The sequence below is a fragment of the Paracoccus sp. R86501 genome (genome assembly GCF_042466435.1).
GTDB lineage: Bacteria > Pseudomonadota > Alphaproteobacteria > Rhodobacterales > Rhodobacteraceae > Paracoccus.
In genome coordinates this window covers 1,974,531-1,998,953 of record NZ_JAXHPZ010000001.1, presented here as the reverse complement: position 1 = coordinate 1,998,953, position 24,423 = coordinate 1,974,531, and the positions used below count along the sequence as shown (strand labels likewise).

At 64.0% G+C, this 24,423-nt stretch carries 19 protein-coding genes and 1 tRNA gene; 8 read left to right on the top strand and 12 right to left on the bottom strand.

All coding sequences use genetic code 11. The features are described from left to right. Nucleotides 1–2 precede the first annotated feature (2 nt). Together SJY40_RS09655 and carA are read right to left on the bottom strand one after the other, a co-directional pair. Complete coding sequence (locus tag SJY40_RS09655) at nt 3–2,102, bottom strand: glycosyltransferase family 2 protein (RefSeq protein ID WP_378945574.1); 2,100 nt, start codon at nt 2,100–2,102, stop codon at nt 3–5. Between the two features lie 116 nt (nt 2,103–2,218). Further along, nucleotides 2,219–3,367, bottom strand: coding sequence for a glutamine-hydrolyzing carbamoyl-phosphate synthase small subunit (gene carA, locus SJY40_RS09650; RefSeq protein ID WP_378945571.1), 1,149 nt, complete (start codon nt 3,365–3,367; stop codon nt 2,219–2,221). Between the two features lie 155 nt (nt 3,368–3,522). Here carA and SJY40_RS09645 point away from each other — a divergent pair, with 155 nt between their 5' ends. Next, nucleotides 3,523–3,984 carry a GatB/YqeY domain-containing protein gene (locus SJY40_RS09645; protein WP_378948361.1) on the top strand — a complete coding sequence of 154 codons (462 nt, stop codon included), beginning with the start codon at nt 3,523–3,525 and terminating at the stop codon, nt 3,982–3,984. Between the two features lie 41 nt (nt 3,985–4,025). After that, nucleotides 4,026–4,214, top strand: coding sequence for a DUF3008 family protein (locus SJY40_RS09640; RefSeq protein ID WP_378945568.1), 189 nt, complete (start codon nt 4,026–4,028; stop codon nt 4,212–4,214). 48 nt (nt 4,215–4,262) lie between these two features. Here SJY40_RS09640 and SJY40_RS09635 read toward each other — a convergent pair whose 3' ends face one another. From SJY40_RS09635 to lipB, 4 genes are all read right to left on the bottom strand, one after another. After that, the gene (locus SJY40_RS09635) at nt 4,263–4,760 is read right to left on the bottom strand and encodes a DUF2244 domain-containing protein (RefSeq protein ID WP_378945567.1); all 498 of its coding nucleotides are present in this window, start codon (nt 4,758–4,760) and stop codon (nt 4,263–4,265) included. Nucleotides 4,761–4,773: 13 nt separating this feature from the next. Next, complete coding sequence (locus SJY40_RS09630) at nt 4,774–6,450, bottom strand: cytochrome c oxidase subunit 1 (RefSeq protein WP_378945564.1); 1,677 nt, start codon at nt 6,448–6,450, stop codon at nt 4,774–4,776. Nucleotides 6,451–6,633: 183 nt separating this feature from the next. Continuing rightward, nucleotides 6,634–7,074, bottom strand: coding sequence for a c-type cytochrome (locus SJY40_RS09625; RefSeq protein ID WP_378945562.1), 441 nt, complete (start codon nt 7,072–7,074; stop codon nt 6,634–6,636). A 106-nt stretch (nt 7,075–7,180) separates the two neighbouring features. Further along, the gene (gene lipB, locus SJY40_RS09620; RefSeq protein WP_378945559.1) at nt 7,181–7,831 is read right to left on the bottom strand and encodes a lipoyl(octanoyl) transferase LipB; all 651 of its coding nucleotides are present in this window, start codon (nt 7,829–7,831) and stop codon (nt 7,181–7,183) included. A gap of 118 nt (nt 7,832–7,949) precedes the next feature. Here lipB and SJY40_RS09615 point away from each other — a divergent pair. Then, nucleotides 7,950–8,036 (top strand) — tRNA-Leu (locus tag SJY40_RS09615). A gap of 104 nt (nt 8,037–8,140) precedes the next feature. On the opposite strand, the gene SJY40_RS09610 is transcribed toward SJY40_RS09615, so the two are convergent. The 3 genes from SJY40_RS09610 to SJY40_RS09600 are packed head-to-tail and all read right to left on the bottom strand — an operon-like array spanning nt 8,141 to nt 13,872. Then, a complete protein-coding gene (locus SJY40_RS09610; RefSeq protein ID WP_378948358.1) occupies nt 8,141–9,526 on the bottom strand; it encodes an efflux transporter outer membrane subunit in 1,386 nt (461 codons plus the stop codon). Further along, nucleotides 9,526–12,633 (bottom strand): efflux RND transporter permease subunit, encoded by a 3,108-nt coding sequence (locus SJY40_RS09605; RefSeq protein ID WP_378945556.1) that lies wholly within the window; start codon nt 12,631–12,633, stop codon nt 9,526–9,528. Before SJY40_RS09605 ends, SJY40_RS09610 begins: the two co-directional genes overlap by 1 nt. Nucleotides 12,634–12,639: 6 nt before the next feature. After that, nucleotides 12,640–13,872, bottom strand: a complete 1,233-nt coding sequence (locus SJY40_RS09600; RefSeq protein WP_378945553.1) for an efflux RND transporter periplasmic adaptor subunit — start codon at nt 13,870–13,872, stop codon at nt 12,640–12,642. Nucleotides 13,873–13,984: 112 nt separating this feature from the next. Between SJY40_RS09600 and SJY40_RS09595 the strand changes: the two genes are divergently transcribed. Continuing rightward, nucleotides 13,985–14,566, top strand: coding sequence for a TetR/AcrR family transcriptional regulator (locus SJY40_RS09595; protein WP_378945550.1), 582 nt, complete (start codon nt 13,985–13,987; stop codon nt 14,564–14,566). Nucleotides 14,567–14,572: 6 nt separating this feature from the next. Here the strand turns inward: SJY40_RS09595 and SJY40_RS09590 are convergent, their stop codons facing one another. The 3 genes from SJY40_RS09590 to SJY40_RS09580 form a co-directional block, all read right to left on the bottom strand. Further along, nucleotides 14,573–17,992 (bottom strand): chemotaxis protein CheB, encoded by a 3,420-nt coding sequence (locus SJY40_RS09590; protein WP_378945548.1) that lies wholly within the window; start codon nt 17,990–17,992, stop codon nt 14,573–14,575. Further along, complete coding sequence (locus SJY40_RS09585; RefSeq protein WP_378945545.1) at nt 17,985–18,524, bottom strand: PAS domain-containing protein; 540 nt, start codon at nt 18,522–18,524, stop codon at nt 17,985–17,987. The genes SJY40_RS09590 and SJY40_RS09585 overlap by 8 nt, the downstream gene beginning before the upstream one ends. A gap of 81 nt (nt 18,525–18,605) precedes the next feature. Then, nucleotides 18,606–19,634, bottom strand: coding sequence for a LacI family DNA-binding transcriptional regulator (locus SJY40_RS09580; protein WP_378945543.1), 1,029 nt, complete (start codon nt 19,632–19,634; stop codon nt 18,606–18,608). Between the two features lie 124 nt (nt 19,635–19,758). Here SJY40_RS09580 and SJY40_RS09575 point away from each other — a divergent pair, with 124 nt between their 5' ends. From SJY40_RS09575 to SJY40_RS09560, 4 genes are read left to right on the top strand one after another with little or no spacing between them, the layout of a single operon-like run. Beyond that, on the top strand, nt 19,759–20,817 hold the full coding sequence (locus SJY40_RS09575) for a sugar phosphate isomerase/epimerase family protein (protein ID WP_378945540.1): 1,059 nt from the start codon (nt 19,759–19,761) through the stop codon (nt 20,815–20,817). 2 nt (nt 20,818–20,819) lie between these two features. Continuing rightward, nucleotides 20,820–21,932 carry a Gfo/Idh/MocA family protein gene (locus SJY40_RS09570; protein WP_378948355.1) on the top strand — a complete coding sequence of 371 codons (1,113 nt, stop codon included), beginning with the start codon at nt 20,820–20,822 and terminating at the stop codon, nt 21,930–21,932. Next, complete coding sequence (locus SJY40_RS09565) at nt 21,929–23,431, top strand: sugar ABC transporter ATP-binding protein (protein ID WP_378945537.1); 1,503 nt, start codon at nt 21,929–21,931, stop codon at nt 23,429–23,431. Before SJY40_RS09570 ends, SJY40_RS09565 begins: the two co-directional genes overlap by 4 nt. Continuing rightward, a complete protein-coding gene (locus tag SJY40_RS09560; protein ID WP_378945534.1) occupies nt 23,428–24,408 on the top strand; it encodes an ABC transporter permease in 981 nt (326 codons plus the stop codon). Before SJY40_RS09565 ends, SJY40_RS09560 begins: the two co-directional genes overlap by 4 nt. Nucleotides 24,409–24,423: the final 15 nt, after the last annotated feature.

The window sequence follows — 24,423 nt, the reverse complement described above, 5'->3', positions numbered from 1 at the left end:
TCCTATCCCGAGGCGACATTCCGTTCGGGACGTTCGGGCAGGATGTCGGCAACTTCGGGACGGACCTGTTCGACGCTGGTCTGCAGGTCTGCGGCAACCTCGGACAGGGACCGCCCGCCGATCTGGCCCAGAACCGGGATCGAGACCAATCCGGCGGGCAAGGCCGGTGCGGGCATATCGGGGGCCTCGACGAACAGCCCATGGGCGGTCTTGTCCCAGTAGAACGGCTTGGTCACCACCTCGCAGATGGCTTTCCAGCCGGCCAGACAGCCAAGCGGGAAATACAGGTGCAGCGTCGGCACCCAAGCCAGCAGGTGCCGGTGCTTGGCCCCGCTGACCGCCCGCATGCCCACGAAGATCGACAGCAGTTCCGAGGCGACGAACAGGGTGAACAGCGCGGGCACGGCCCAAGTGCCCAAGGCCTCCAGAGGGCCGCGCAGGGGGTGGGGCAGGCCAAGGCTCAGCAGCCAGAAGCTCCAGAGGACCGGAGCCAGCAGGTATTGCGACACCGCGCCGAAGAACTGGACCTGGAACCACCAGAAGCGCCACGCCCCCAGTTCGCGGTGCAGCTGCATCGGGTTGCGCATATGGACCGCCCAGGTCAGGGCATAGCCCTTGAGCCAGCGTGACCGCTGCTTGACCCAAGGCATGGCGCGGCAGTTGGCTTCCTCATCCGTGGTGGTGTCGATGATCTGGGTGCGATAGCCGCGGCGGTTCAGGCGCACGCCCAGATCGGCGTCCTCGGTGACGTTCCAGCTGTCCCAGGCACCGACCTCTTCCAGGATGTGACGGCGGAAAAACAGCGTCGTGCCGCCCAAGGGGACGACCAGCCCCAGACGGGCGACGCCAGGCAGCAGGACCCGGAACCATGCGGCGTATTCGATGGTGAAACAGCGGGCCAGCCAGTTGGTACGCGGGTTATAAAAATCCAACGCGCCCTGCAGGCAGGCGACATCCGCGGGTGCGAAATGGAACGCGCGGGCGACCTTGTGCAGCTGGTCGGGATCGGGGCGATCCTCGGCGTCCCAGATGCCCACGATCTGCGATTTGCAGAAGTTCAGCGCATAGTTCAGCGCGCGCGGCTTGGTCTTGATGGGACCATCGGGAACACGCACGACGCGGATCCAATGGGGCAGGGTGACGCCATGCAGCGCGGCCTCGGTCACATCGTCGCTGGCCTCGATCACCAGAAGGATGTCCGTCAGTTCGCGCGGATATTGCAGGCGGGCCAGGCGTCCGACCAGCTTGCCCGCGACATCGCTTTCCTTGAACAGCGGCACCATGACCGAGATCATCGGCAATGGCACGTCCACGTCCGAAGGCAGCAGCTGCCCCTGCGCCACCGCCTGTTGCAGTTCCTGATTTTCGCTGCGGGCGCGACGGAAGCCGGTAAAGGCCAGCAGCTTCAGCGCCGATTGAGACAGCAGCGTCAGCACAGCCCAGGCCGTCAGCACCCAAGCCAGCAGGACGGGCGCGAAGACGATCCCCGCCAGCACCATCAGCACCAGGGCAAATGCCAGTTGGCCGGTGCGGGCGTGGTTCTGGGTGCGGCAGCTTTCGGCGGCGGGGACGCGGCACTCGGCCTCGCGGATCAGGCGGGTGCGGCGCCAGTCGAGGACACCGGATTGGACCTGCTCCTCGCTGGCCAGCAGCATGCGGACATGGCCGTATTCGCGCGGCAGACGACGCAGCAGAGCCTCGAACGCCTCGGGGCGGGCGGTGGCGATCCATGTGACCCCGCCGATGCGCCGCCACGGCAGAATGGCATGGGTCAGGCAGAAACCTGCCCCGGCAAGGTCGATCAGGCGCGGGTCGGCGGGGCTTTGGTCGGGGTCGATGGCGGTGGTGCGCCACTGGCGCGATAGGGCGCGTGCCATGGCATCGGGCTGGACCATCCGCTGCGCCAGCAGAACCTGTGCCAAGGGCTGACACTGTTTCTGGCTGATGACAGTGGCCTTCAGCAGGTCGGCCGGATCGACGGCGCCGTCCTCCAGCAGGATCTGACCCAAAGGACGCAAGGTCCGCGGCGCGATCGTGGGACCGCGCAGCACGATGCCGCCTTCGTCGTTCAGATTTGCCGGCTGTGGCAACGGCGCAAGCATGGCCATAGACGATTCCCCGTTGAGCGTCCTCGTCATGCCATGAATGTGATTAACGGAAGGTTAAGGCGCAAGGGCGGCGCAGGGGTCAGACCCCCGCGCCGCCCCTGACGTGGCCTTTATGCACGCCTTGCGCGCATCGAGTTGGTGAAGCGCTTGAACAGATACATGCTGTCCTGCGGACCGGGCGATGCCTCGGGGTGGTGCTGGACCGAAAAGACCGGACGATCCGTCATGCGGATACCGCAGTTGCTGCCGTCGAACAGGCTGACATGGGTTTCCAGCACGCCTTCGGGCAGGGTCTGCGAATCGACCGCGAACCCGTGGTTCATCGAGGTGATCTCGACCTTGCCGGTTTCCATGTCGCGCACCGGGTGGTTCGCACCATGATGGCCGTGGCTCATCTTGACGGTCTTTGCGCCAAGCGCCAGCGCCAGCATCTGGTGGCCAAGGCAGATGCCGAACATCGGCAGATCCTTTTCCAGCAGCGACTGGATCATCGGCACGGCATAGACGCCGGTCGCGGCCGGATCGCCGGGGCCGTTGGCAAGGAAGATGCCCTCGGGTTCGTGGGCCATGATCTCCTCGGCGGTGGCGGTGGCGGGCATGACCGTCACATCGGCACCATGCGACACGAGCGACCGCAGGATGTTGCGTTTGGCACCATAGTCGATGGCGACGACCTTGAAGGGCTTCGCCTCGGGCGAGGTGCCGAAGCCCGTGCCCCATTCCCACGTCCCCTGATCCCATTTGTAGGTCTGGGCGCAGCTGACGGTCTTGGCCAGGTCCAGCCCGACCAGACCCTGCCAGTCGCGGGCCTTGGCGACCATCGCCTCGATGTCGAAATTGCCGTCCGGATCGTGGGCCAGCACGACATGAGGCGCGCCCTGCTGGCGGATCGCACGGGTCAGGCGGCGTGTGTCGATGGCGCCGATGCCGATGCGGCCAAGGCGGGTCATCCACTCGGTCAGTTCGGCGGTCGTGCGCCAGTTCGACGATTGCGTCGGGTCCCACCGCACGACGATGCCGCTGGCCACCGGATCCTGCGCTTCGTCGTCTTCCGTGGTCACGCCGGTATTGCCGATGTGGGGGAAGGTGAAGGTCACGATCTGGCTGGCATAGGAGGGATCGGTCATGATCTCCTGATAGCCAGTCATGGCGGTGTTGAAGACCAGTTCGGCGACAACTTCGCCCGTGGCGCCAAAGCCCTGGCCGTAGAAAACGGTCCCGTCGGCAAGCGCAAGGCAGGCAGTCGGTTTTACAGCCATATCGGCACCTCTGGATCTGAAATCTTGGGGTGAATAAGGGGCGCAGGTCCCAAGGTCAAGCGGCCCTGATGGTCACGGGCGCTTGAATTGCACCGCACATGGCCCTAGATCGCAGTCTTTCCGGCGCATCCCGCGCCTGCAACGGAGACGCGATCATGGAACTGCGCAGCAAGCTGCAAGCCGCGACGAAGGAAGCGATGAAGGCCCGGGACACCGCCCGCCTGTTAACGCTGCGCCTGATCGGCGCTGCCGTCAAGGACCGTGAGATCGCGGCACGTGGCGGCGACGGCGACGGCGCCCTGACCGAAGCCGATCTGATCGCGATCATGTCGCGCATGGTCAAGCAGCGTCAGGAATTGGCCAAAGCCTATGAAGAGGCCGGTCGCCTCGAGTTGGCATCCAAGGAAGAGGATGAAATCACCGTCATCCAGGAATTCCTGCCCCGCCAGATGGATGCCGACGAAACCCGCGCCGCCATCGACAAGGCCATCAGCGATCTGAATGCCGAAGGCATCCGCGACATGGGCCGCGTCATGGCCGCGCTGAAGGAACGCCACGCCGGCCAGATGGACTTTGGCGCCGTCGGTCCGGCGGTCAAGGATCGCCTGCTGGCGTGAACCCTGCGCGGTCGGGCGCGTTTGCTGGCAGGAGGTGACCCATGCCAGCAAAATCCAAGGCCCAGCAACGCGCTGCCGGTGCGGCCCTGTCCGCCAAGCGCGGCGAAACCAAGGTCGGCGACCTGCAAGGCGCGTCCAAGGACATGTATGACAGCATGACCGAGGATGAGCTGGAAGACTTCGCGTCTACAGACCACGACGATCTTCCCGATCACGTCGAAGGCGACTGAGATACGAACCATAAAGGGCGGGCAGGGGAAATCCTGCCCGCCCTTTCGTCAACCTCGCGCGCGGGCGATGGCGCGGGTCAATTCCTCGCAAAGCGCGCGACGTTCGGGCGGTGTCAGGAAGACGCCCAGCTCGATCTCGCGGCTGCCGTCGGTCAGGGTCAGATAGTCCTGAACCGGCCCCTTGCGGATCTGCGCGCGCACCCAATAGCTGTTGGTGTCCCAATCGCGCGGTGCCTTGCCCGGATCAAGACGACGGACATGCAGACGCTGGCGGTTCAGCGTCAGTTCTTCATGCGTCTGGCCGGTGCGATAGCTGTGTTGCAGCGCGAACCAAATCCCCGCAACGACGATCGCCCCGAAGGGCAGCAGCCCCCACAGGATGGGCGACCCCAGCATGGCGACGATCGGCAGCGACAGCAGGATGGCCGTCGTGGCGATGAACCAGACGAAGCCTTTGCGCGGCAGCGACCGATGTGGCCAGAGGGTCAGTTTTTGCAGAACGGCCCCGGAATCATCCGGGGCCGTCTGTGTCCATTGATATGGCATCTTTGGATCGAACTCAGTGGGCCGGGCTGCGATCCCAGTCTTCGCGCTTGGGCAGCTGCTCGAACGTATGTTCGGGCGGGGGCGAGGACAGGGTCCATTCCAGCGTATCGGCGTATTCGTTCCAGTAGTTGTTCTGGGTCACGCGCTTGCCCGCAAACAGGGTGTAGGCCATCACGCCGAAGAAGAACAGGAACGAGGCGAAGGACAGGTAAGCCCCAAGCGAGCTGATATTGTTCCAATACGCAAACTCGACCGGATAGTCGATATAGCGGCGCGGCATGCCCTGGCGACCCAGGAAGTGCTGCGGGAAGAACGTCAGGTTGGCGCCGATGAACATCATCCAGAAGTGCAGCTTGCCTGCCCATTCGGGATACTGACGGCCCGACATCTTGCCGACCCAGTAATAGATACCGGCAAAAATCGCGAAGACCGCACCAAGCGACATCACATAGTGGAAGTGGGCCACGACATAATAGGTGTCGTGATACACACGGTCCAGCGGCGCCTGGCTGAGGACCACACCGGTCACACCGCCGACGGTGAACAGGAACAGGAAGCCGAAGGCCCAGAGCATGGGTGTCTTGAACTCGACCGAGCCGCCCCACATCGTGGCGATCCAGCTGAACACCTTGATGCCCGTGGGCACGGCGATGGTCATGGTCGCCAGCATGAAATAGCTCTGCTGGGTCAGCGACATGCCGACGGTATACATATGGTGCGCCCAGACGACGAAGCCCAGAACACCGATCGCGGCCATGGCCAGAACCATCGGCAGGTAACCGAAGATCGGCTTCTTCGAGAAGGTCGCGATCACGTGGCTGATGATGCCGAAGCCGGGCAGCACGATGATATAGACCTCGGGGTGACCGAAGAACCACAGGATGTGCTGGTACAGGATTGGGTCGCCGCCGCCTGCGGGATTGAAGAAGTTGGTCCCGAAGTTGCGGTCCATCAGCAGCATGGTGATGGCACCGGCCAGAACCGGCAGGGCCAGAACGATCAGCCATGCGGTGATGAAGACCGACCAGGCGAACAGCGGCACCTTGAACATGGTCATGCCGGGGGCACGCATGTTCAGGAAAGTGGTGATGATGTTGATGGCACCCACGATGGACGATGCGCCCGAGACGTGGACGGCGAAGATCGCCAGATCCATCGAATAGCCGCCTTCAGTGGTCGAAAGCGGTGGGTAAAGCACCCAACCCACGCCCGAACCCCACTGCTGGTTACCGCCCGGCGTCAGCAGGGATGCGATGCCAAGGGCCAGACCCGCGACATACAGCCAGTAGCTGAGGTTGTTCATGCGCGGGAAGCTCATGTCCGGCGCGCCGATCTGCAGCGGCATGAAGTAGTTGCCGAAGCCGCCGAACAGCGCCGGAATCACCACAAAGAACATCATCAGGACACCGTGATAGGTAATCATGACGTTCCAAAGGTGACCGTTGGGGGTACATTCCCGCGCCGAATCCGCAATGAAGCGTGCGCCTTCAAGGCACATGTACTGGACGCCGGGGTGCTGCAGTTCCATCCGCATGTAAACGGTGAAACTGACCGAGATCAGACCGGCCAGCGCAGCAGTGAATAGATAAAGAATACCAATGTCTTTGTGATTGGTAGACATGAACCAGCGGGTGAAGAACCCACGGTTGTCATGGTGGTCGTCGTGGCCGTGTGCGGCTGCGTCTGCCATACCCGAACTCCCTGCAAGATCTCGTCGAGCCGGCCTGGCAGACCGGCATTATCACGCTTTCTTTAGACCACCCGTGATGACCGGGCAATGCGTCACGGTGGCCTAGTCGCGCGCCTCTGCCAGAATATCACACCGGGCAGAGGCCGATCACGTGGCGGATGCGGCAGATTGCCGCAGCTAAGATCACTCGGCCGGTGCGTCCGGCGACACGCTGGTCAGATAGGCGGCGACATCGGCCTGATTGCGGTTCAGCTTGAAGGTCATCTTGCTGCGCGCACCGTCATCGCCGGATTTTTCCTTCACCCAATCACCGGGATCGGTGACATAGGCGATCAGTTCCTCCTCGGACCAGACCATGTCCGGATTGGCCTCGGCCGCGGCCAGAATGCCGTCGCCATAACGGAAGCCTTCGCGCGACGCGATCTTGGCGCCGATGATGTTGTAAAGGTTCGGGCCGACCGCGCCGCCCTTGACGATATCGGTGCCGTCGTCATCCTGGATCATGTGGCAGGCGCGGCACTTGCGGAATTCCTTTTCGCCGGCTGCGGCATCGCCGGCATCCTGTGCGACGGCGGGAATGGCTAGGGTCGCGCCGATGAAGGCGCCGACAATGGCTGATTTCATGTTGTTTTCCTCGCTCGGCCCTGTCCAAGGGCATGTCTCCGATCCGACCCTACAGGCAGGATGCGCCGGAAATCCACCTACCGAAAGGTCGCAGCGAAAGAATTGATCAGTTTTCGTCGAAGGTCGCGACGAAAGCCTGTCGCAGGGCGTTATCCAGATCGTCCATCCCGACCGGCAGACCCAGGTCCACCAGCGACGTGATGCCATGCCCGCTGATGCCGCAGGGCACGATGCCATCGTAATGCGACAGGTCCGGTTCGACGTTGATCGAGATGCCGTGGAAGCTGACCCATCGGCGCAGCTTGATGCCGATGGCCGCGATCTTGTCTTCCCGGGTGGTGCCATCGAACAGCGTCGGCTTGTCGAGGCGCTGAACCCAAACACCCACGCGACCTTCGCTGATCCGTCCCGACACGCCGAATTCGGCCAGCGCGGCGATCACCCATGCCTCCAACTGCGCGACGAAGGCCCGGACGTCGCGACCGCGCTTGTTCAGGTCCAGCATGACATAGACGATTCGCTGGCCCGGACCGTGATAGGTGTATTGCCCGCCGCGCCCCGTGGGATGCACCGGAAAGCGAGGGTTCAGCAGGTCCTGCGGTTTGGCGCTGGTGCCGGCGGTATACAGCGGCGGGTGTTCGACCAGCCAGATGCATTCATCGGCATCGCCTGCCAGAATGGCGGCGACGCGTGCCTCCATGAAGGTCACGGCCTGGTCGTGGCCGGTCAGGCCGTCGCTGATGATCCATTCCACCATGGCGTGGATGTGGCGCGGCGGGGGCGTTTCGTCAATGGCTTTCAGGCATCTTGGGGCAGGGTGCAAAAAGCGCTTTTCTTTGGCGCATGGCTCGGCTATCAGGCGCTTACCTCAAGATGCGGCCGTGGCGGAATTGGTAGACGCGCAGCGTTGAGGTCGCTGTTCCTTAACCGGAGTGGAAGTTCGAGTCTTCTCGGCCGCACCAGAGATACCCCAAATGAAAAAGCGCCGCACTGGTTGATCCAGCGCGGCGCTTTTCCTTTGTCCGGCAGGCTGATGCGGGGGCGGCGCGACACCGCCCCCGATCGCTCAGTTGGCGATGGCCGTCACGGCTGCGCCTGCGCCCGTGGCGATCTGCAGTGACGCCCATTCCTTGGATGCATCATTGCGTGCCGATGCCGCAGCAAGACGTGCCGAGGCGCGCTGGCGGTCGGCGTCCAGCAGGTTGACCAGCGCCAAGGCCCCGGCCTCGAAGTTGGTGCGGGCCAGCGAATAGGCGCGGTCGTAAGATGCCGCAGCGCGGTCCAGCGTGGCGACGCGCTGACGATAGCGGCGCAGGTTCGACTGGCTGCGCTGCACATCCTCGACCGCGGAGGCGATCTGGCTGCGATAGGCCAGATCGGCCGAGCGGGCCTCGGACACCCGACGCGACCGCGTTGCCTGCAGGATGCCCTGGTTCGCAACCGGCAGCGAGATGCGCGGACCGAAGGCCCAGTTGTTGGACCCCGCCGCATCGCTGATCGACCCCGAGAGCGACAGCGACGGCAGCATATCCGCAGTGGCGACACCGACGGCGGCCAGCGCCTGCGCCAGATCCTGCTGGCTGGACCGGATATCGGGCCGGTTGCGCAGCAGGTCCGCCGGAACGCCGGTGCCGGGACCCGCGGGCGTGCGCAGCGCGGACGACCCTGACGACATTCGCGACATCACACCGTTCGCCTGCTGGTTCAGCAACGTCGACAGGCGATAGATCTGGGCGTTGTAGAGCGCCTCGTAGTTCGGCAGATCGGCGCGGGCGGTTTCCAGCAGGGCCTGGGTCTGGGCGGTGTCGTAATCGGTCGCCAGACCCAGCGACAGCATGTTGTTGGTGACCTGCAGCGTGCTTTCGCGCGCTTCGATGGTGTCGCGGGTCAGCGCCAGCGCCTGCTGATAGAAGCGGGCGTCGGAATAGGCGCCGATGACCTCGGCCAGCCAGGCAAGGCGGGTGACCTGCGCTTCGGCCTCGGCCGAGGCATAGGCCGCCGCCGCCCCTTCGCGCGCCCGGCGTGCGCCGCCGAACAGGTCGAAGACGAAGCCCGCCGACAGATTGGCGGTGCTGGTATAGCCGGTGGGCTGGTTGTCGCCGCCGTTGCGGGTGCGGCTGGCGGATGCCGCTTCGCCGGTGACCTGTGCGGCCAGAGGGGCGGTGGCGCGCAGGTCGGCTTCGGCTGCGCGGATGCGTTCGTTGGCCGCCAGAATGTCCAGGCTGTTGCCCAGACCGTCCGCGATCAGCTGCGACAGTACCCGGTCCTGATAGTTCGACCAGAAGGCGGTCTTGGTCACCTGGGCGGGGGCCTGACCCTCGCCCTCGGCAAAGCTGGCGGGGACCTTGGCGTCGGGCAGGTCGGTGGGATCGGGCCCCACCGCCGCACAGCCCGAGATGGTCAGCAGCGCGGTCAGCGACAACGCCGCCAGTCGGGATTTACGTGGAAACATCACGAGGTCTTATCCTTTCGCGTCACCAGATTGCGCGTTTTCAACACGGCGACATAGAAGACCGGCACCAGGAAGATCCCGATCACGGCCGAGGTGGTCATGCCGCCCAGAACGCCGATACCGATCGAGTTCTGCGCACCCGCACCGGCACCCGATGCGATGGCCAGGGGCAGCACGCCCAGCATGAAGGCGAATGTGGTCATCAGGATCGGGCGCAGACGCTGACGTGCGGCGACCAATGCCGCATCCAGCAGGGACTTGCCCTCCTTGATCTGCGCTTCGGCGAATTCCACGATCAGAATGGCGTTCCTTGCCGCCAGACCGATCGTCGTCAGCAGGCCGACCTTGAAGTAGACGTCGTTGCTTTGGCCGAACCACAGCGCGGCTGCCAAGGCCCCCAGGATGCCGATGGGCACGGTCATCATCACCGAGATCGGCACCGACCAGCTTTCGTAAAGGGCGGCCAGCGACAGGAAGACGACCAGCGCGGACAGGGCGAACAGGATCGGCGCCTGATTGCCTGACAGGCGTTCCTGATAGGACAGACCCGTCCAGGCGGTGTCGTAATTGCCCTCCAGCTCGCCGACCATTTCCTCCATCGCATCCATGGCGGCGCCCGATGACAGGCCTTGAACGGCGGCGCCGCTCAGTTCCAGCGCGCGGCTGCCGCCGTAACGGGCCAGCGCCTTGGGTTCCTGTTCCCATTCCTGGGTCGAGAAGGCCCCGAAGGACACCATCTCGCCGGCCGAATTGCGGGCATACCAACTGTTAATGTCGTCGGGCTGGGACCGGTTGTCTGCCTCGCCCTGAACGACGACGGGACGCAGGTCGTTGCCAAGCGCGAAATCGTTCACGTCGCGCCCGGCGAAGATCACCGACAGCATCGAGTTCACATCCGAGATCGACAATCCGAAGGCGGCTGCCTTCTGCTGGTCGATGTCCAGACGCAGCGCGGTCTGGGTCTTGCTTTCGTTGCCGCGCAGGTTGGTCACGCGACCGTCCGCCTGTGCGTCCGACACCAGCGTATTGGCCGCCGCCATCAGCGCATCCTGACCCTGGCCGCCCTGATCGACCATATACATGGTGAAACCGGACGAGTTGCCAAGCCCCTGGATCGCGGGCGGTTGCAGCACGAAGATCTGGCCCTGACGGTTCGTTCCGAAGAAATATCCGTTCGCGCGGTTCACCAGCGATGGCAGGTCATGACCGTCGCGTTCCTCGTATTCTTTCAGCTTCATAAACAGGATGGCGTTGTTCTGACCCGTCCCCGAGAAGCTGAAGCCAAGGGCTGCAAAGACGGATTCCACCGTCTCGGTTTCCTGGTTCAGCAGATAGTTCTCGACCTTTTCGACCAAAGCCTGGGTCTGCTGGGTCGTCGATCCGTCGGGGCCCTGCACGATGACCAGCGCAACGCCCTGATCCTCATCGGGCAGGAACGAGCCGGGCAGGCGGCCATACAGCACGACCACGCCCGCGACGATCACCGCCAGAACGATCAGCAGGCGGAACGGGCGTTTGATCAGACGCCCGACAACCCCGGCATAGCCGTTGGTCGCGCGGTCCAGATTACGGTTGAACCAGCGGGCGGGCGCAATGCCGTCACCATGCTTGCGCGGGCGCAGCAGGCTGGCACACATGGCGGGCGTCAGGATGACGGCGACGCCAAGCGACAGCACCATGGCCGTGATGATCGTGACCGAGAACTGTCGGTAAATCACACCCGTCGCACCGGTCATGAAGGCCATCGGCAGGAAGACCGCCGACAGGACCAGCACGATGCCGACCAGCGCCGAGGTGATTTCATCCATGCTTTTCTCGGTGGCCTCGACGGGGCCGAGGCCCTCTTCCTCCATCACGCGTTCGACGTTTTCCACAACGACGATGGCGTCATCGACCAGCAGGCCGATGGCCAGCACCAGTGCGAACATGGTCAGCGTGTTGATGGTGAAACCTGCCGCCGCCAGCACCCCGAAGGTGCCCAGCATGACGACCGGAATGGCGATCACCGGAATGATCGTGGCGCGCCAGCTTTGCAGGAAGGCCAGGATCACGAAGAAGACCAGCACCACGGCCTCGGCCAGGGTGTGATAGACTTGGTTGATGGATTCCTCGACGAAGGGCGAGGTGTCATAGGGATAGACGACCTCGACCCCCTCGGGCAGGGCGCTTTCCAGATCGGCGATGGTTTCACGCACAGCGTCGGCGGTATCGACCGCGTTGGCGCCGGTCGCAAGGTTCACGGCGAAACCGGCGGCGGGATTGCCGTTGTGGCGCGACGATCCTCCGTAGGATTCCTGGCCGATCTCGATCCGGGACACATCGCCCAGGAAGACGGTCGAACCGTCGGGGTTGACGCGCAGCAGGATGCTCTCGAATTCCTCGACGGTCGACAGCTGCGATTGGGCCGACAGCGAGATGGTGATCCGCTGACCCTCCATCGCGGGCTGGGCACCAAGATCGCCGACGGTGACGTTGGTGTTCTGGGCCGCCACGGCCGCGGTGATGTCCGAAGGCGTCACCTGATACTGGTTCATCTTCATCGGATCCATCCAGATCCGCATGGCATAGCCCGACCCGAAGGTATTGATCGAACCGACGCCCGGCGTCCGCTTGACCGGATCCTCGATCAGCTGGCCCACAAGATCGCCCAGTTCCAGTGACGAATATTCGCCGTTGGGTGCGGTCAGCGCCCCCACCAGCAGGATCGACGAGGTCGATCGCGACACCTGCACGCCGTTCTGCTGAACGATGTCGGGCAGTTGCGGCGTCACCAGCTGCAGCTTGTTCTGCACCTGCACCTGCGCGATGTCGGCATCGACCGTGTCATCGAAGGTTAGCGACACCGAGGTCGATCCCGGCGTCGAGGCCGAGGTCATATAGGTCAGGCCGTCCAGACCCGTCATCGCATCCTCGATGACTGTGGTCACGGATGCTTCGACGATCTCGGCCGAGGCGCCGGTATAGCCGGCGCTGATCCGCACCGTCGTCGGCGCGATCTGCGGGTATTGTTCGATGGCCAGACTGTTCAGGCCGATCGCGCCGACCAACATGGTGATCAGCGCCAGCACCCACGCAAAGACGGGGCGGTGAATAAAGAAACGTGCCATGCGCGCTTACTCCGTCGCGTCGGCGGGCTGGGCCGCGTCGTCTGCTGCATCGGCTTCGTCGGCGGCCTTGGCTTCGGCATCGGCGGGCTTGTCCTGCGGGATCTCGCGGATGACACCCTGTTCGTCGAAGGTCACCGGAACGGTCACGACATCCATGCCTTCCTGCAGACCGGTCAGGCCGTCGGCGACCAGCGTGTCGCCGTCCTCCAGCCCTTCGGTCACGATCCACTGCTGCTGATAGCTGCCTTCCTCGGTCAGCTGGCGCTGGCTGGCCTTGCCGTCCTTGACGACCCAGGCCGACAGATTGCCGACCTTGTCGCGCTTGGTCGCCGATTGCGACACCAGGATCGCCGAGGTGGTCCCCAGTTCGACCTGACCGCGCAGGAACATACCCGGCAGGATCAGGTTGTCGGGGTTTTCAAAGCGGAAGCGCGTATCGATCGACCCGGTCGAGGTCGAGACGGTGACCCCCGGCGCGACCATTTCGCCCACGGCCTGATAGGTACGGCCGTTTTCCAGCGTCAGCGTGGCGTTCAGCGTTTCGCTCAGCGTCAGGCTGCCGTCGCTGATGTCATCCAGCACGTTCAGGATGCGCGACGAGGGTTCGTACATATCGACCTCGATCGGGTCCAGCTGCGTCACGGTCGCCAGTGCATCGGCCTGATTGGCGGTGACCAGATCACCGACCGAAATGGCGGCGACGCTGGCGATGCCGGCGATGGGGCTGGTGACGGTGGTCCAATCCAGATCGGCCTGCGCCAGCGTGCGCGAAGCTTCGGCCGATTGCAGCGTCGCCTTGGCCTGATCCAGCGTCGCAAGGGCGGTTTCCACCTGCGCCTGCGTCGTGCCTGATCCCAACAGCTTGCGGGTCCGGTCATAGGACGACTGCGCCTGCGTCACCTGCGCCTGCGCCGAGGATACCTGCGCCTCGGCGCTGGCGAGATTGGCCTGATAGGTGGTGTCTTCGATGGTGAACATCGGGTTGCCGGCATCGATGCGCTTGCCGGGGTCATAAAGGATGTCGGTCACGATGCCGCTGACGCGGGGACGGATTTCGGCATCCGATGCCGCCACGGCCCGTCCCGGCAGTGTGACCAGACGCGGCACCTCCTGCAGTTCCAGCGTGACCACGCCCACCTGCTTGGGGGGCATGCCGCCCGGGGCCTGCGCGGCCGCCGGCCAGGCAAGGAGCACGGCAGCCGCCATGGCGGCGCCGGTCGAGAGTTTGATCTTGTGCATCGTCCGATGTCCCGAATTCTGCCCGCCATGGGCGCCACTGTTGGGCGCTGATTGCATATAATTGCTGAGTGTGCAATGTTTGCTTTCGCCGCATAGGGGGAATGCACAGAAAATGACCACAGATCTACGTGACAAGCGTCGGCGCCAGACTGCCCGCGACATCCAGCTGGCGGCCCTGCGCTTGTCGATCAGGCAGGGCTATGCTTCGGTCACGACCGAGGCCATCGCGACCGAAGCCGGAACCAGCCCGCGCACATTTTTCAACTATTACAATAACAAGCAGGCTGCAATTGTCGGTGAACCCCCGGTCCTCAAGGCCGAGGGCAATGAATGGATCATCACTTCGGGCGAACCGCTGATCGAGGATCTGGTGAAGATCATGTCCGGTCTGCTGTTCAACGAGATCCCCGACCGCGACATGATCCGCATGATCCGTAAGCTGTCCGAGGCCGCGCCCGAACTGACGGTCGTGTTCCGCGATTCGATGGACCAGATCGCGCGCGTGCTGGCTGGGCTGCTGGAACAGCGACTTGGCCCCGATCGGCGGATCACCGCACAGCTGTTGGGCGACTTGTCGCTGCGCGCCTTCTGCGAGGCGGTGATGGAATGGGGCCAGAATGAGGCGATCACCACCGACCAGATCCCCCAGATGGTACGCCACCATCTGCAACAGGTCCGCGACATGCTGGGGTAGGGCGCCCTAGCTAGAGGCGCCCTTGAATTCCAGCCGCGTGCGACGGCATCTGGACGTCTGTTCGATGTCCAGCGCACTGCCGACCTGCGCGGCTGCCCCCTCCAGCAAGACCGAGCCGAAACCGCCGCCTTCGCCGGGTTCCGGCTGGTCGCTGTCATAGGTTTCGGCCCATTCCAGCGTGATCTGGCCGTCCGTCTGCTGCCATGTCACCGACAGCGTTCCGTTGACGCTGCCCAGAACCCCGTATTTGAAGGCATTCGTCCCCAGTTCGTGCAGGATCAGCGACAAGGGCACGACCTGCTTGGGTTGAACCACGGTTTCATCGCCGTTCAGTTCGACGCGCGCCCCACGATAGGGGGCCAGCGTGGTCTGGACCAGACTTTCGATCAGCACATGTTCGTTCTTGCCGCGTGCGGTGGTCAGCCCGTGGGACCGTGAAAGTGCATTGATGCGGCTGGACACTTCGGACACGACCTCTTGGGCGTCGTCGGTTTCGCGCGCCGCCATCCGCAGCATGGCCGAGATCTGGGTGAAGAGGTTCTTGACCCGGTGATCCATCTCGGAAATCACCGCCTCGCGCAGCTTGGCTGCCGATTGTGCCGAGGTGACATCGACCATCACCCCCAATACGCGGGGCTTTTCGCCTTCCGAGCCGAAGACCTGGCCCGAAGCTTCCAGCAGCACATCGGACAAGGCGTTCGACGACGGCGCGATGACCCTGCGGAAATCGCGACCCTTGCCGCAGGCGGTCAGGTCATCGACCAGACCGTCGCGATCTTCGGGGGCGATCAGTCCCGCAAAGGCCGAGAGCGGCAGCTCTGCCGTCCGCCCGACCCCCAGAAGGTCCGAGCTGTCATCGATGGTCAGCATCTGCGTCTTGGTATCGAACTGCCAAACCGCAATGCGCGCCAGCGAGCGGACGGATTTCAGGCGTTCTTCCTGACGCTCGATCTCTACCCGCAGATCGCGCAGGTCGCTGACGTCCTCGAAGACCAGCATGGCGCCGTCCAGATGGCCGTCGGGTCCGCGATAGGGCTTGGCATCGACCCGCCAGACGCGATCATGCTCGGCCTCGGTCAATTCAGTACTGGCGGCATCGCCCGTCGAGGCGACCTCGCTGGCCATCCGCAGCAAGGTGTCGCTGGCAAAGACGTTGGACACATCGGCCAGCGGCCGCCCGTGGTCGGATTTCCGCAGCGGAAAGATCTGCGTCGCGGCCGAGGTGAAATTGCGCACCCGCACGTCGCGATCCACCACCAGCAGCGGGATCTTGGTCGCAAGGAAGAAGTTCTGCAGGTCCGAATTCGCCGCCGTCAGATCGTCGATCTTGGATTTCAGCTCGTCGTTGACGGTGCTCAGTTCCTCGTTCGTGGACTGAAGCTCCTCGTTCATCGACATCATTTCTTCGTTCGAGCTTTTCAGCTCTTCGTTGGTGGTCTCCAACTCCTCGACGGTGCCGTTCAGTTCGACCTGCATCCGGCGCAATTCTTCTTCCAGCAGGTCGTTGCGCGATTCCCGGACGTGCAATTCGTCCAGATCGTCGGTCTCGGGCGCGGCGCGGTAATCGCCGGTTTCCGAAAAGACCAGCAGCGTGCTGCGATCGGCCAGCGGTTCGGCAAACAGGGTCACAGGCTGCGCCCCCACGTCCGATCGTGCCGACAGGTCCCGCACCACGACCGCACGTCCGGTCGAATTCACCTGTTCGAGCGCCTGCGACACGGCATCCTTCAGCCCCGAATGCACGATCGAGTTCGCCAGCACCGGCTTGCGCGCCGTCGGATCGACCGAAAGGAAACGGCCAAGGCGCCCGGCGGTCCACAGAACCTCGCCCGAGCGGGACACCTGCAGCGAGGCGGGCGCAAAGCGGTCCAGCACCCGACGCTGCGCGCCCTGCGCCTGACGGTCCTGCGACACGGGTTCGCGCAAAGGCTGGGCAGCGGCGCTGCGGCTGCGGTCGCTGGCTTCGTGGCGCGAAAGCGGCAGGTCCATGGGCAACCGCGCGACACTGTCGTCCCGCTGGAACAGCCGGGCAGGGCGGTCCAATTCGGTGAAATGCACGGATTCGCGGCGCACCCCTTCGGACGGACCAAGGAACAGGAAGCCCTCGGGGCGGATGGCGTAATGGAACAGCGGCAGGATGCGCGACTGCAGCGGTTCATCCAGATAGATCAGCAGGTTCCGACAGGAAATCAGGTCCACCCGCGCAAAAGGCGGGTCGCGCAGCACGCTGTGCAGCGAAAACCGGACGCGGTCGCGCAACTGCGGCGTGATCTGCATCATCGCGTCGCGGTGGGTGACATAATCCTGGCGGAAATCCTCGGGGATGTCGGCCAGCGCGCTGATCGGATAGGTGCCCGCCCGCGCCATGTCGATCATCTTCTTGTCGATGTCCGAGGCAAAGACCGTAAAGCGCGGCCGCACGCCCGCCGCACGCATTTCCGCGTCGATCAGCATGGCGACGCTGTAAGCCTCTTCGCCGCTGGAACAGCCGGGGACCCAGACGCGGATCTCCTCGCCGTCGGCGGCCTGCACCATGGGCCGGATCGCTTTTTCGCGCAGCGACTGGAACATCTCGGGGTCGCGGAAGAAGCGCGTGACGTTGATCAGGAATTCGTTCAGCAGCGCTTCGCATTCATCGGGGGTGCGGGTCAGATGGCGCAGGTAATCCTTGGTGCTGGTCATGTTCAGCACCTGCAGGCGTCGCCGGATGCGGCGCACCAGAGTTGACATCTTGTAGCCCGAAAAATCATGCCCGGTCTGGTCCAGCAGGTGCTGGCAGATGTCGCGGGCATCGGCCAGCATCGCATCCTCGGCCAGTTCGGTGTCGCTGGACTGGAAGAACTGCAGGATGGCGGGGACGATGCGTTCGGGCGGCAGAACGAAATCGACCAGCCCGGTGGATTCCGCCGACAGCGGCATCCCGTCGTAACGGGCGGTGCGCGGTTCCTGCACCACGCACATGCCGCCGTTTTCCTTGATTGCGCGCAGGCCAAGTGTGCCATCTGCGCCCGTGCCCGACAGGATCACGCAGGCCGACGCCGGGCCCATGTCCTTGGCCAGACTTTCGAAGAAATCGTCAATGGGGCGGCGCAGCCCGCGCGGCTGGTCGAATTCCGTCAGGTGGATGCAGCCTTCACGCAGGGCCATGCCGACGCCGGGCGGAATGGTATAGACGCATCCCGCCTGCAGTCGCGTGCCCTCGGTCGCCTGCTGCACCGACAGGGCCGTGCGGCGGTCCAGCAGTTCGGCCAATACGCTGTCATGGGTCGGGTCCAGATGCTGGATGATGACATAGGCCGCCGGATCCTCGCGGCGCGCATCGCGCAGCAGGTCCTGCAATGCCTCCAGCCCGCCCGCCGAGGCGCCGATGCCCACGACCGCGAAACTTTGGCGCTGCTGCGACCAGGTGGGAGTGGCGTCATTCATCTCGGATCGTGATCCTTGCTAGTGTCGTGATCGACCGTGCGATCAGCTCGGCGGAATCCGCCATGATCAGGCCCAGCTGTCCGGCTGCGCGCCTGACGTCGTTGACGTTGCGCGCAAGGCTGGCGTCATGTTCGACCTGCTGGCCGCGCCGCTGCGCCTTGTCCAGATCGAACTGCGAGGCCAGCACGAAGGCCAGTTCGCCCGTCGCCCGACGCAGTTTGGACAGGAACACCAGATTCATGAAATCCCGCCCGTCCCGCGTCCGGTTCAATACGGGAAAGCGCCCGTCGTCGGCATGGTCATCGCGCAGGAAGTCGCGGATGGACGATACCTGTTCGGCCGGCGTTTCGGGCGTTTGCAGAAAACGGCAGTTGCGCCCCTGCACCTGATCCTGACCATATCCCGACAGGGTCGTGAACCCTTCGTTGACCAGACACAACGGCATGTCCTTTTGCGCCGTCGCAAGCGACAGCGCGATATGCGACTTGGTGAACTGCGCCCGCAACGTGTCGGGGATCTGCGCGGCTGGCATCTGTATCCTGTTCCGGCTGACACGGCGTCATCCGTGCGGCAAATGTAGAAACTTGGGCTATTGGCGACAAGCTATCAATTGTTAGATAGTTGTCGGGGGCGGCGCGGTGCTGGCGCGTTCCAGCAGTTCGACGTCCAGCATCACCGTCTGCCGGTCGTCGTCGCCCTGCATTCGGGCCAGCAACAGCTCGGCCGCGCGGCGTCCAAGGCGGGTGCGGTACTGGCGGACGGTGGTCAGCGGCGGCAGGCAGTAACCCGACATCTCGATGTTGTCGAAGCCCATGACCGAGATCTGGTCGGGCACGCCAACGCCGGCCATGGTCAGTCCGTGGATGACGCCGATCGCCATTTCGTCGTTGTCGCAGAAGATGGCCGTGGGGCGCGGGTCCATCGTCAGGATGTGCGGCACGGCATCCAGCCCCGATCGCGTTTCGAAGTCGCCCCGGATGCTGTCGGCAGGACCGGGTTCCGGCAGGCCCGCCTGCGCCAGCCCCTGCAGGAACCCCTGCCGCCGCGAAGCGGTCAGCGAATTCTGCGCGGGCCCCGTCACATGCAGGATACGGCGATGCCCCAACCCGGTCAGATGCTGTGCCGCAATGCGCCCGCCGGTGATGTTGTCGGCCAGAACGCGCGGGGCATCCAGCCCCTCGATCCATTCGCAGGCCTGCACCACGGGCGGACAGCCGGGACGGGTGAACAACTGGGGATCAAGGCTGCCGTCCAGCACGATCACGCCATCGGACCGCGACCGGTTCAGATAGGGGCCCAACACCGCCAGCGCCGGTTGATCGCCCACGGCGGTCGTATCCATCACCAGCAGGCTGAGCCCGCGCTGACGCAGCACCGTCGAGATACCCGCAAGGATCTGCGAAAAGAAGGGGTTGGCGATATTTGGCACCAGCGCCAGCACGCCGCCCACCTGCTGCTGCCGCAGGTTCCGCGCCGTCAGGTTCAGGGTATAGCCGGTCGCCGCGATCGCATCCTCAACCGCCTTTCGCGTCGCATCCGAGACGATGGCAGGGTTGGACATGGCGCGGCTGACCGTTGCGACCGAGACCCCCGCCAGTTTGGCGACATCGTGGATGCGGGGTGGCCGGGATTGGTCTGACACGCGGGCAAGGCTCCTGCTGAAAGGGGATCAGGGATAGCGCAAAAATTGCTGTTGTAAACCATTTCAGTCTATGAGAGCGTTGATGAAACCGATTACATCACGATGTGCGGTCAAGGGAGGACATATGCAGACGATGAAGGGCCCCGGCCTGTTTCTGGCGCAATTCGTGGGGACGTCCGCGCCATTCCACAGCTTCGACGCGATCACCGCATGGGCGGCGGATTGCGGATATCGGGGTGTGCAGGTGCCATCGGGGGCGACATCGCTGCTGGATCTGGACCACGCCGCGCAATCACGGGATTACTGCGATGAACTGGCGGGGCAGGCGGTTGCCAATGGCGTCGTCATCACCGAACTGTCGGCCCATGTGCAGGGGCAGCTGGTCGCCGTCCATCCCGCCTATGACGAAATGTTCGACGGCTTTGCGCCTGCATCCCTGCGCGGGAACCCCAAGGCACGGCAGGAATGGGCGGTCGATCAGGTCATGAAGACCATCGATGCCTCGGCCAATCTGGGGCTGGACCGGATGGCGGCGTTTTCGGGGGCGCTGGCATGGCCCTATCTGTACCCATGGCCGCAGCGCCCCGCCGGTCTGGTCGAGGCTGCGTTTGACGAACTGGCCGCCCGTTGGCGTCCCATTCTGGATCATGCCGACAGCCGCGGCGTTGACATCTGCTTCGAAATCCACCCCGGCGAAGACCTGCATGACGGCACCACATTCGAGATGTTCCTTGACCGTCTGGATCAGCATCCCCGCGCGATGATGCTTTATGATCCGTCACATTACCTGCTGCAGCAGCTGGATTATCTGGCCAATCTGGACATCTATGCCGACCGGATCGGCATGTTCCACGTCAAGGATGCCGAATTCAATCCGACAGGCCGTCAGGGCGTCTATGGCGGCTATCAGTCGTGGGTCAACCGTGCGGGCCGCTTCCGCAGCCTTGGCGACGGGCAGGTGGACTTCAAGGCGATCTTTTCCAAGCTGACGACGATGGGTTTCGACGGTTGGGCAGTGGTCGAATGGGAATGCGCGCTGAAGCACCCTGAAGACGGTGCCCGCGAAGGGGCTGCCTTTGTGCGCGACCACATCATCCGCGTCACCGACCGCGCCTTTGACGATTTTGCCGATGGCGGCACCAATATGGCCGCCAACCAACGGATGCTGGGGTTGGGGGCATGACCATGGACCGACATATCCCTATTCGCCTTGGCATGGTCGGCGGCGGTGCAGGTGCCATGATTGGCAATGTGCACCGCATCGCAGCGCGTCTGGACGGGCAGTTCGATCTGGTGGCGGGCGCGTTGTCCTCGACCCCGGAAAAGGCCGCGGCCAGCGCGGCGCAGGTCGGCATTCCCCGCAGCTATGACGATTACGAAGCCATGGCAAAGGCCGAGGCTGCCCGCCCCGACGGCATTCAGGCCCTGTCGATCTGCACCCCGAACCACCTGCATTTCCCGGTCGCCAAGGCATTTCTGGCCCGAGGCATCCATGTCATCTGCGACAAGCCGATGACCGCGACGCTGGATCAGGCGCGCGAACTGGCCGAGGCTGCCCGCGCGTCCGATGCGCTGTTCATCCTGACGCATAACTATTCGGCCTATCCACAGATCCGGCAGGCGCGCGCCATGATCGCCCGTGGTGATCTGGGGCAGATCCGTCTGGTTCAGGCCGAATACGCGCAGGACTGGCTGACCGAGGATACCACCAGCAAACAGGCCGAATGGCGCGGTGATCCCGCCAAGGCCGGTGCGGGCGGGGCGATCGGTGATATCGGCACCCATGCATTCCAGCTGGCGCGGTTTGTCACCGGCATGCTGCCCGAACGGCTGGCAGCTGACCTGTCCAGCTTTGTTCCCGGTCGCAGGCTGGATGACAACGCGCATATCATGATGCGCTATGCCGGTGGGGCCAAGGGGACGCTTTGGGCCTCGCAGGTCGCGCCGGGGACCGAAAACGGGCTGAAGCTGCGGGTCTATGGCGACAAGGGCGGGTTGGAATGGGCCCATGAAACCCCTGAAACGCTGTGGTTCACCCCTTTTGGCAAACCTACGCAGAAACTGCGCCGCGCAGGCCCCGGCAGCCTGGTCGAGGGAAGCCGCGTGCCCCCCGGCCACCCCGAGGGATATCTGGAAGGTTTTGCCAACCTCTATTCCGAAGCCGCCGCCGCGATCCGCAGTGGACAGCGCCCCGACACCCTGCCGGGCATCAAGGACGGGCTGGAGGGGTTGTATTTCATCGACGCTTGCATCCGCTCGAACGATGCGGACGCGGCCTGGGTGCAGGTGATGCCATGACCGATCCCGTTCTGGCGCTGAAGGGCGTCACCAAATCCTTTGGTCCCATCGAAATTCTGCACGGCGTCGATTTCGCCCTGCGCCCCGGCGAGGTTCACGCCCTGATCGGCGAAAACGGTGCGGGCAAATCGACAACGATGAAGATTTTGGCCGGTTATCTGGACCCCACGGGCGGGCAGGTCGTGCTGGACGGCAAGCCCATTACCTTTGCCGGTTCCGATCAGGCCGAGGATCTGGGCGTTATCATGATCCACCAGGAATTCAATCTGGCCGAGCATCTGTCGGTCGATCAGAATGTCTTTCTGGGCCGCGAGCTGAAAAAAGGCTGGCGGCTGGATCACAAGGCCATGCGCGACCGCACCTCCGAATTGATGGCCCGCCTGCAATGTCGGGTGGACCCCGGCGCGCGTGTTTCGGGGATATCTGTCCCCGACAAGCAGATGGTGGAAATCGCCAAGGCCTTGTCGCGCAAGGCGCGGGTGTTGATCATGGACGAACCCACCGCCGTTTTGACCGAGCGCGAGACCGAAATCCTGTTCGAACAGGTCGAACGTCTGCGCGCGGAAGGCGTGGCGATCCTTTACACCTCGCACAAGCTGAATGAGGTCAAGCGTATTGCCGACCGCGTTACAGTGCTGCGCGACGGCACGATGGTGCGGTCCGACCTGACGGCCGATGTGACCGAGGATGACATGGCCGCCGCCATGGTCGGGCGCGAACTGTCGGACCTATTCCCGCCCAAGGTGACAGGCAGCGACGAACCGATCCTGACCGCGCGCAACATCACCGTGCCGGGCATCGTCCACGACGCCAGCCTGACCCTGCACAAGGGCGAGGTTCTGGGCATCGGCGGGCTGGTCGGATCGGGCCGCACGGAACTGGCCGAGGCGATCGCAGGTCTGCGTCCCCGCAGCGGCACCGTCACGCTGATGGACCGCGACCTGCCCGCAAATGACGTGGCGCAGGCGATGAACGCGGGGCTTGCCTATCTGACCGAAGATCGCAAGGGTGCGGGTCTGCTGCTGGACAAGTCGCTGCGCGAGAACCTGACGCTGCCGCTGCTGGAAACCTTTGGCAGCCCGCTGATCGACCGCAAGCGCGAGGAAGCGGCGCTGGACCGCGCCATCGAGGATTTCGCCATCCGTGCCCCTGCACGTGACATGGCGGTGGGCGACCTTTCGGGCGGCAACCAGCAAAAGCTGCTGCTGGCCAAGACGCTGCTGTCGGACCCGCAGGTCGTCATCATCGACGAACCGACGCGCGGCATCGATATCGGCACGAAACAACAGATCTATACCCTGATCGCCAAGCTGGCCGCTGAAGGGCGCAGCATCATCGTCATCTCGTCTGAAATGCCCGAACTGATCGGCCTCGCCTCGCGCGTGGTGGTCATGCATGCGGGCCGGATCGCGGGCGAACTGGCGGGCGATGACGTCACCGAAGGCGGCATCGTGCGGCTGGCAATGGGCATGGACGGAACAAAGGACAGTGCAGCATGAGCACCCTTCGCAATATTCGGCAGAACCTGCCGGTCATCGCGCCCGTCGTGGCGCTGGGCGTGCTGATCCTGATCGGGATCGCGCTGAACCCGAACTTCCTCAGCTATGCCAATATCACCAACGTGCTGGCGCGGTCGGCCTTCATCGGCATCATCGCCATCGGCATGACCTTCGTCATCACCGCGGGCGGGCTGGACCTGTCGGTGGGGTCCATGGCGGCCTTTGTCGCAGGCCTGATGATTTTGGTGATGAACCTGCTGACCGACAGCATGGGGCAGGGGCTGCCGGTCATCCTGATCGGCATCGCGCTGGCGCTGGGCGTGGGCATTCTGGCGGGCTTCATCAACGGCATCCTGATCACGCGGGCAGGGATCGAGGCTTTCATCCTGACCCTTGGCACCATGGGTATCTATCGCAGCCTTGTCACCTGGCTGGCCGATGGCGGCACGCTGTCGCTGGGATACGAGATGCGCGAGATGTATCGCCCTGTCTATTACGACGGCATCCTTGGCATCAGCTGGCCAATCATCGTCTTTGCCGCTCTTGCCGTCATCGGTGAAATCACCATGCGCCATACCGCCTTCGGCCGCCATTGCGCCGCCATCGGCTCGAACGAAAAGGTGGCGCGCTATTCCTCGGTTTCGGTGACGCGGGTCAAGCTGGCGACCTATGTCCTGCTGGGGCTGCTGGTGGGCATCGCGGTCGTCATGTACGTCCCGCGCCTTGGGTCCGCATCCGCCACCACCGGCCTGTTGTGGGAGCTGGAGGCAATCGCCGCCGTCATCATCGGGGGTACGCTGCTGAAGGGGGGCTTCGGCCGCGTCTGGGGCACCGTCGTCGGCGTGCTGATCCTGTCGCTGATCGGCAACCTGCTGAACCTGACCGATGTCGTCAGCCCCTATCTGAACGGTGCCATCCAGGGCGTCGTCATCATCCTTGCCGTCGTGCTGCAAAGAAACACCGGCACCGCGCGCTAAGACATCCGATTTTCA

Coding starts and splice junctions, on each gene's coding strand:
- SJY40_RS09655 (WP_378945574.1), bottom strand. CDS start 2,102: ATGCTTGCGCCGTTGCCACAGCCGGCAAATCTGAACGACGAAGGCGGC.
- carA (WP_378945571.1), bottom strand. CDS start 3,367: ATGGCTGTAAAACCGACTGCCTGCCTTGCGCTTGCCGACGGGACCGTT.
- SJY40_RS09645 (WP_378948361.1), top strand. CDS start 3,523: ATGGAACTGCGCAGCAAGCTGCAAGCCGCGACGAAGGAAGCGATGAAG.
- SJY40_RS09640 (WP_378945568.1), top strand. CDS start 4,026: ATGCCAGCAAAATCCAAGGCCCAGCAACGCGCTGCCGGTGCGGCCCTG.
- SJY40_RS09635 (WP_378945567.1), bottom strand. CDS start 4,760: ATGCCATATCAATGGACACAGACGGCCCCGGATGATTCCGGGGCCGTT.
- SJY40_RS09630 (WP_378945564.1), bottom strand. CDS start 6,450: ATGGCAGACGCAGCCGCACACGGCCACGACGACCACCATGACAACCGT.
- SJY40_RS09625 (WP_378945562.1), bottom strand. CDS start 7,074: ATGAAATCAGCCATTGTCGGCGCCTTCATCGGCGCGACCCTAGCCATT.
- lipB (WP_378945559.1), bottom strand. CDS start 7,831: ATGGTGGAATGGATCATCAGCGACGGCCTGACCGGCCACGACCAGGCC.
- SJY40_RS09610 (WP_378948358.1), bottom strand. CDS start 9,526: ATGTTTCCACGTAAATCCCGACTGGCGGCGTTGTCGCTGACCGCGCTG.
- SJY40_RS09605 (WP_378945556.1), bottom strand. CDS start 12,633: ATGGCACGTTTCTTTATTCACCGCCCCGTCTTTGCGTGGGTGCTGGCG.
- SJY40_RS09600 (WP_378945553.1), bottom strand. CDS start 13,872: ATGCACAAGATCAAACTCTCGACCGGCGCCGCCATGGCGGCTGCCGTG.
- SJY40_RS09595 (WP_378945550.1), top strand. CDS start 13,985: ATGACCACAGATCTACGTGACAAGCGTCGGCGCCAGACTGCCCGCGAC.
- SJY40_RS09590 (WP_378945548.1), bottom strand. CDS start 17,992: ATGAATGACGCCACTCCCACCTGGTCGCAGCAGCGCCAAAGTTTCGCG.
- SJY40_RS09585 (WP_378945545.1), bottom strand. CDS start 18,524: ATGCCAGCCGCGCAGATCCCCGACACGTTGCGGGCGCAGTTCACCAAG.
- SJY40_RS09575 (WP_378945540.1), top strand. CDS start 19,759: ATGCAGACGATGAAGGGCCCCGGCCTGTTTCTGGCGCAATTCGTGGGG.
- SJY40_RS09570 (WP_378948355.1), top strand. CDS start 20,820: ATGGACCGACATATCCCTATTCGCCTTGGCATGGTCGGCGGCGGTGCA.
- SJY40_RS09565 (WP_378945537.1), top strand. CDS start 21,929: ATGACCGATCCCGTTCTGGCGCTGAAGGGCGTCACCAAATCCTTTGGT.
- SJY40_RS09560 (WP_378945534.1), top strand. CDS start 23,428: ATGAGCACCCTTCGCAATATTCGGCAGAACCTGCCGGTCATCGCGCCC.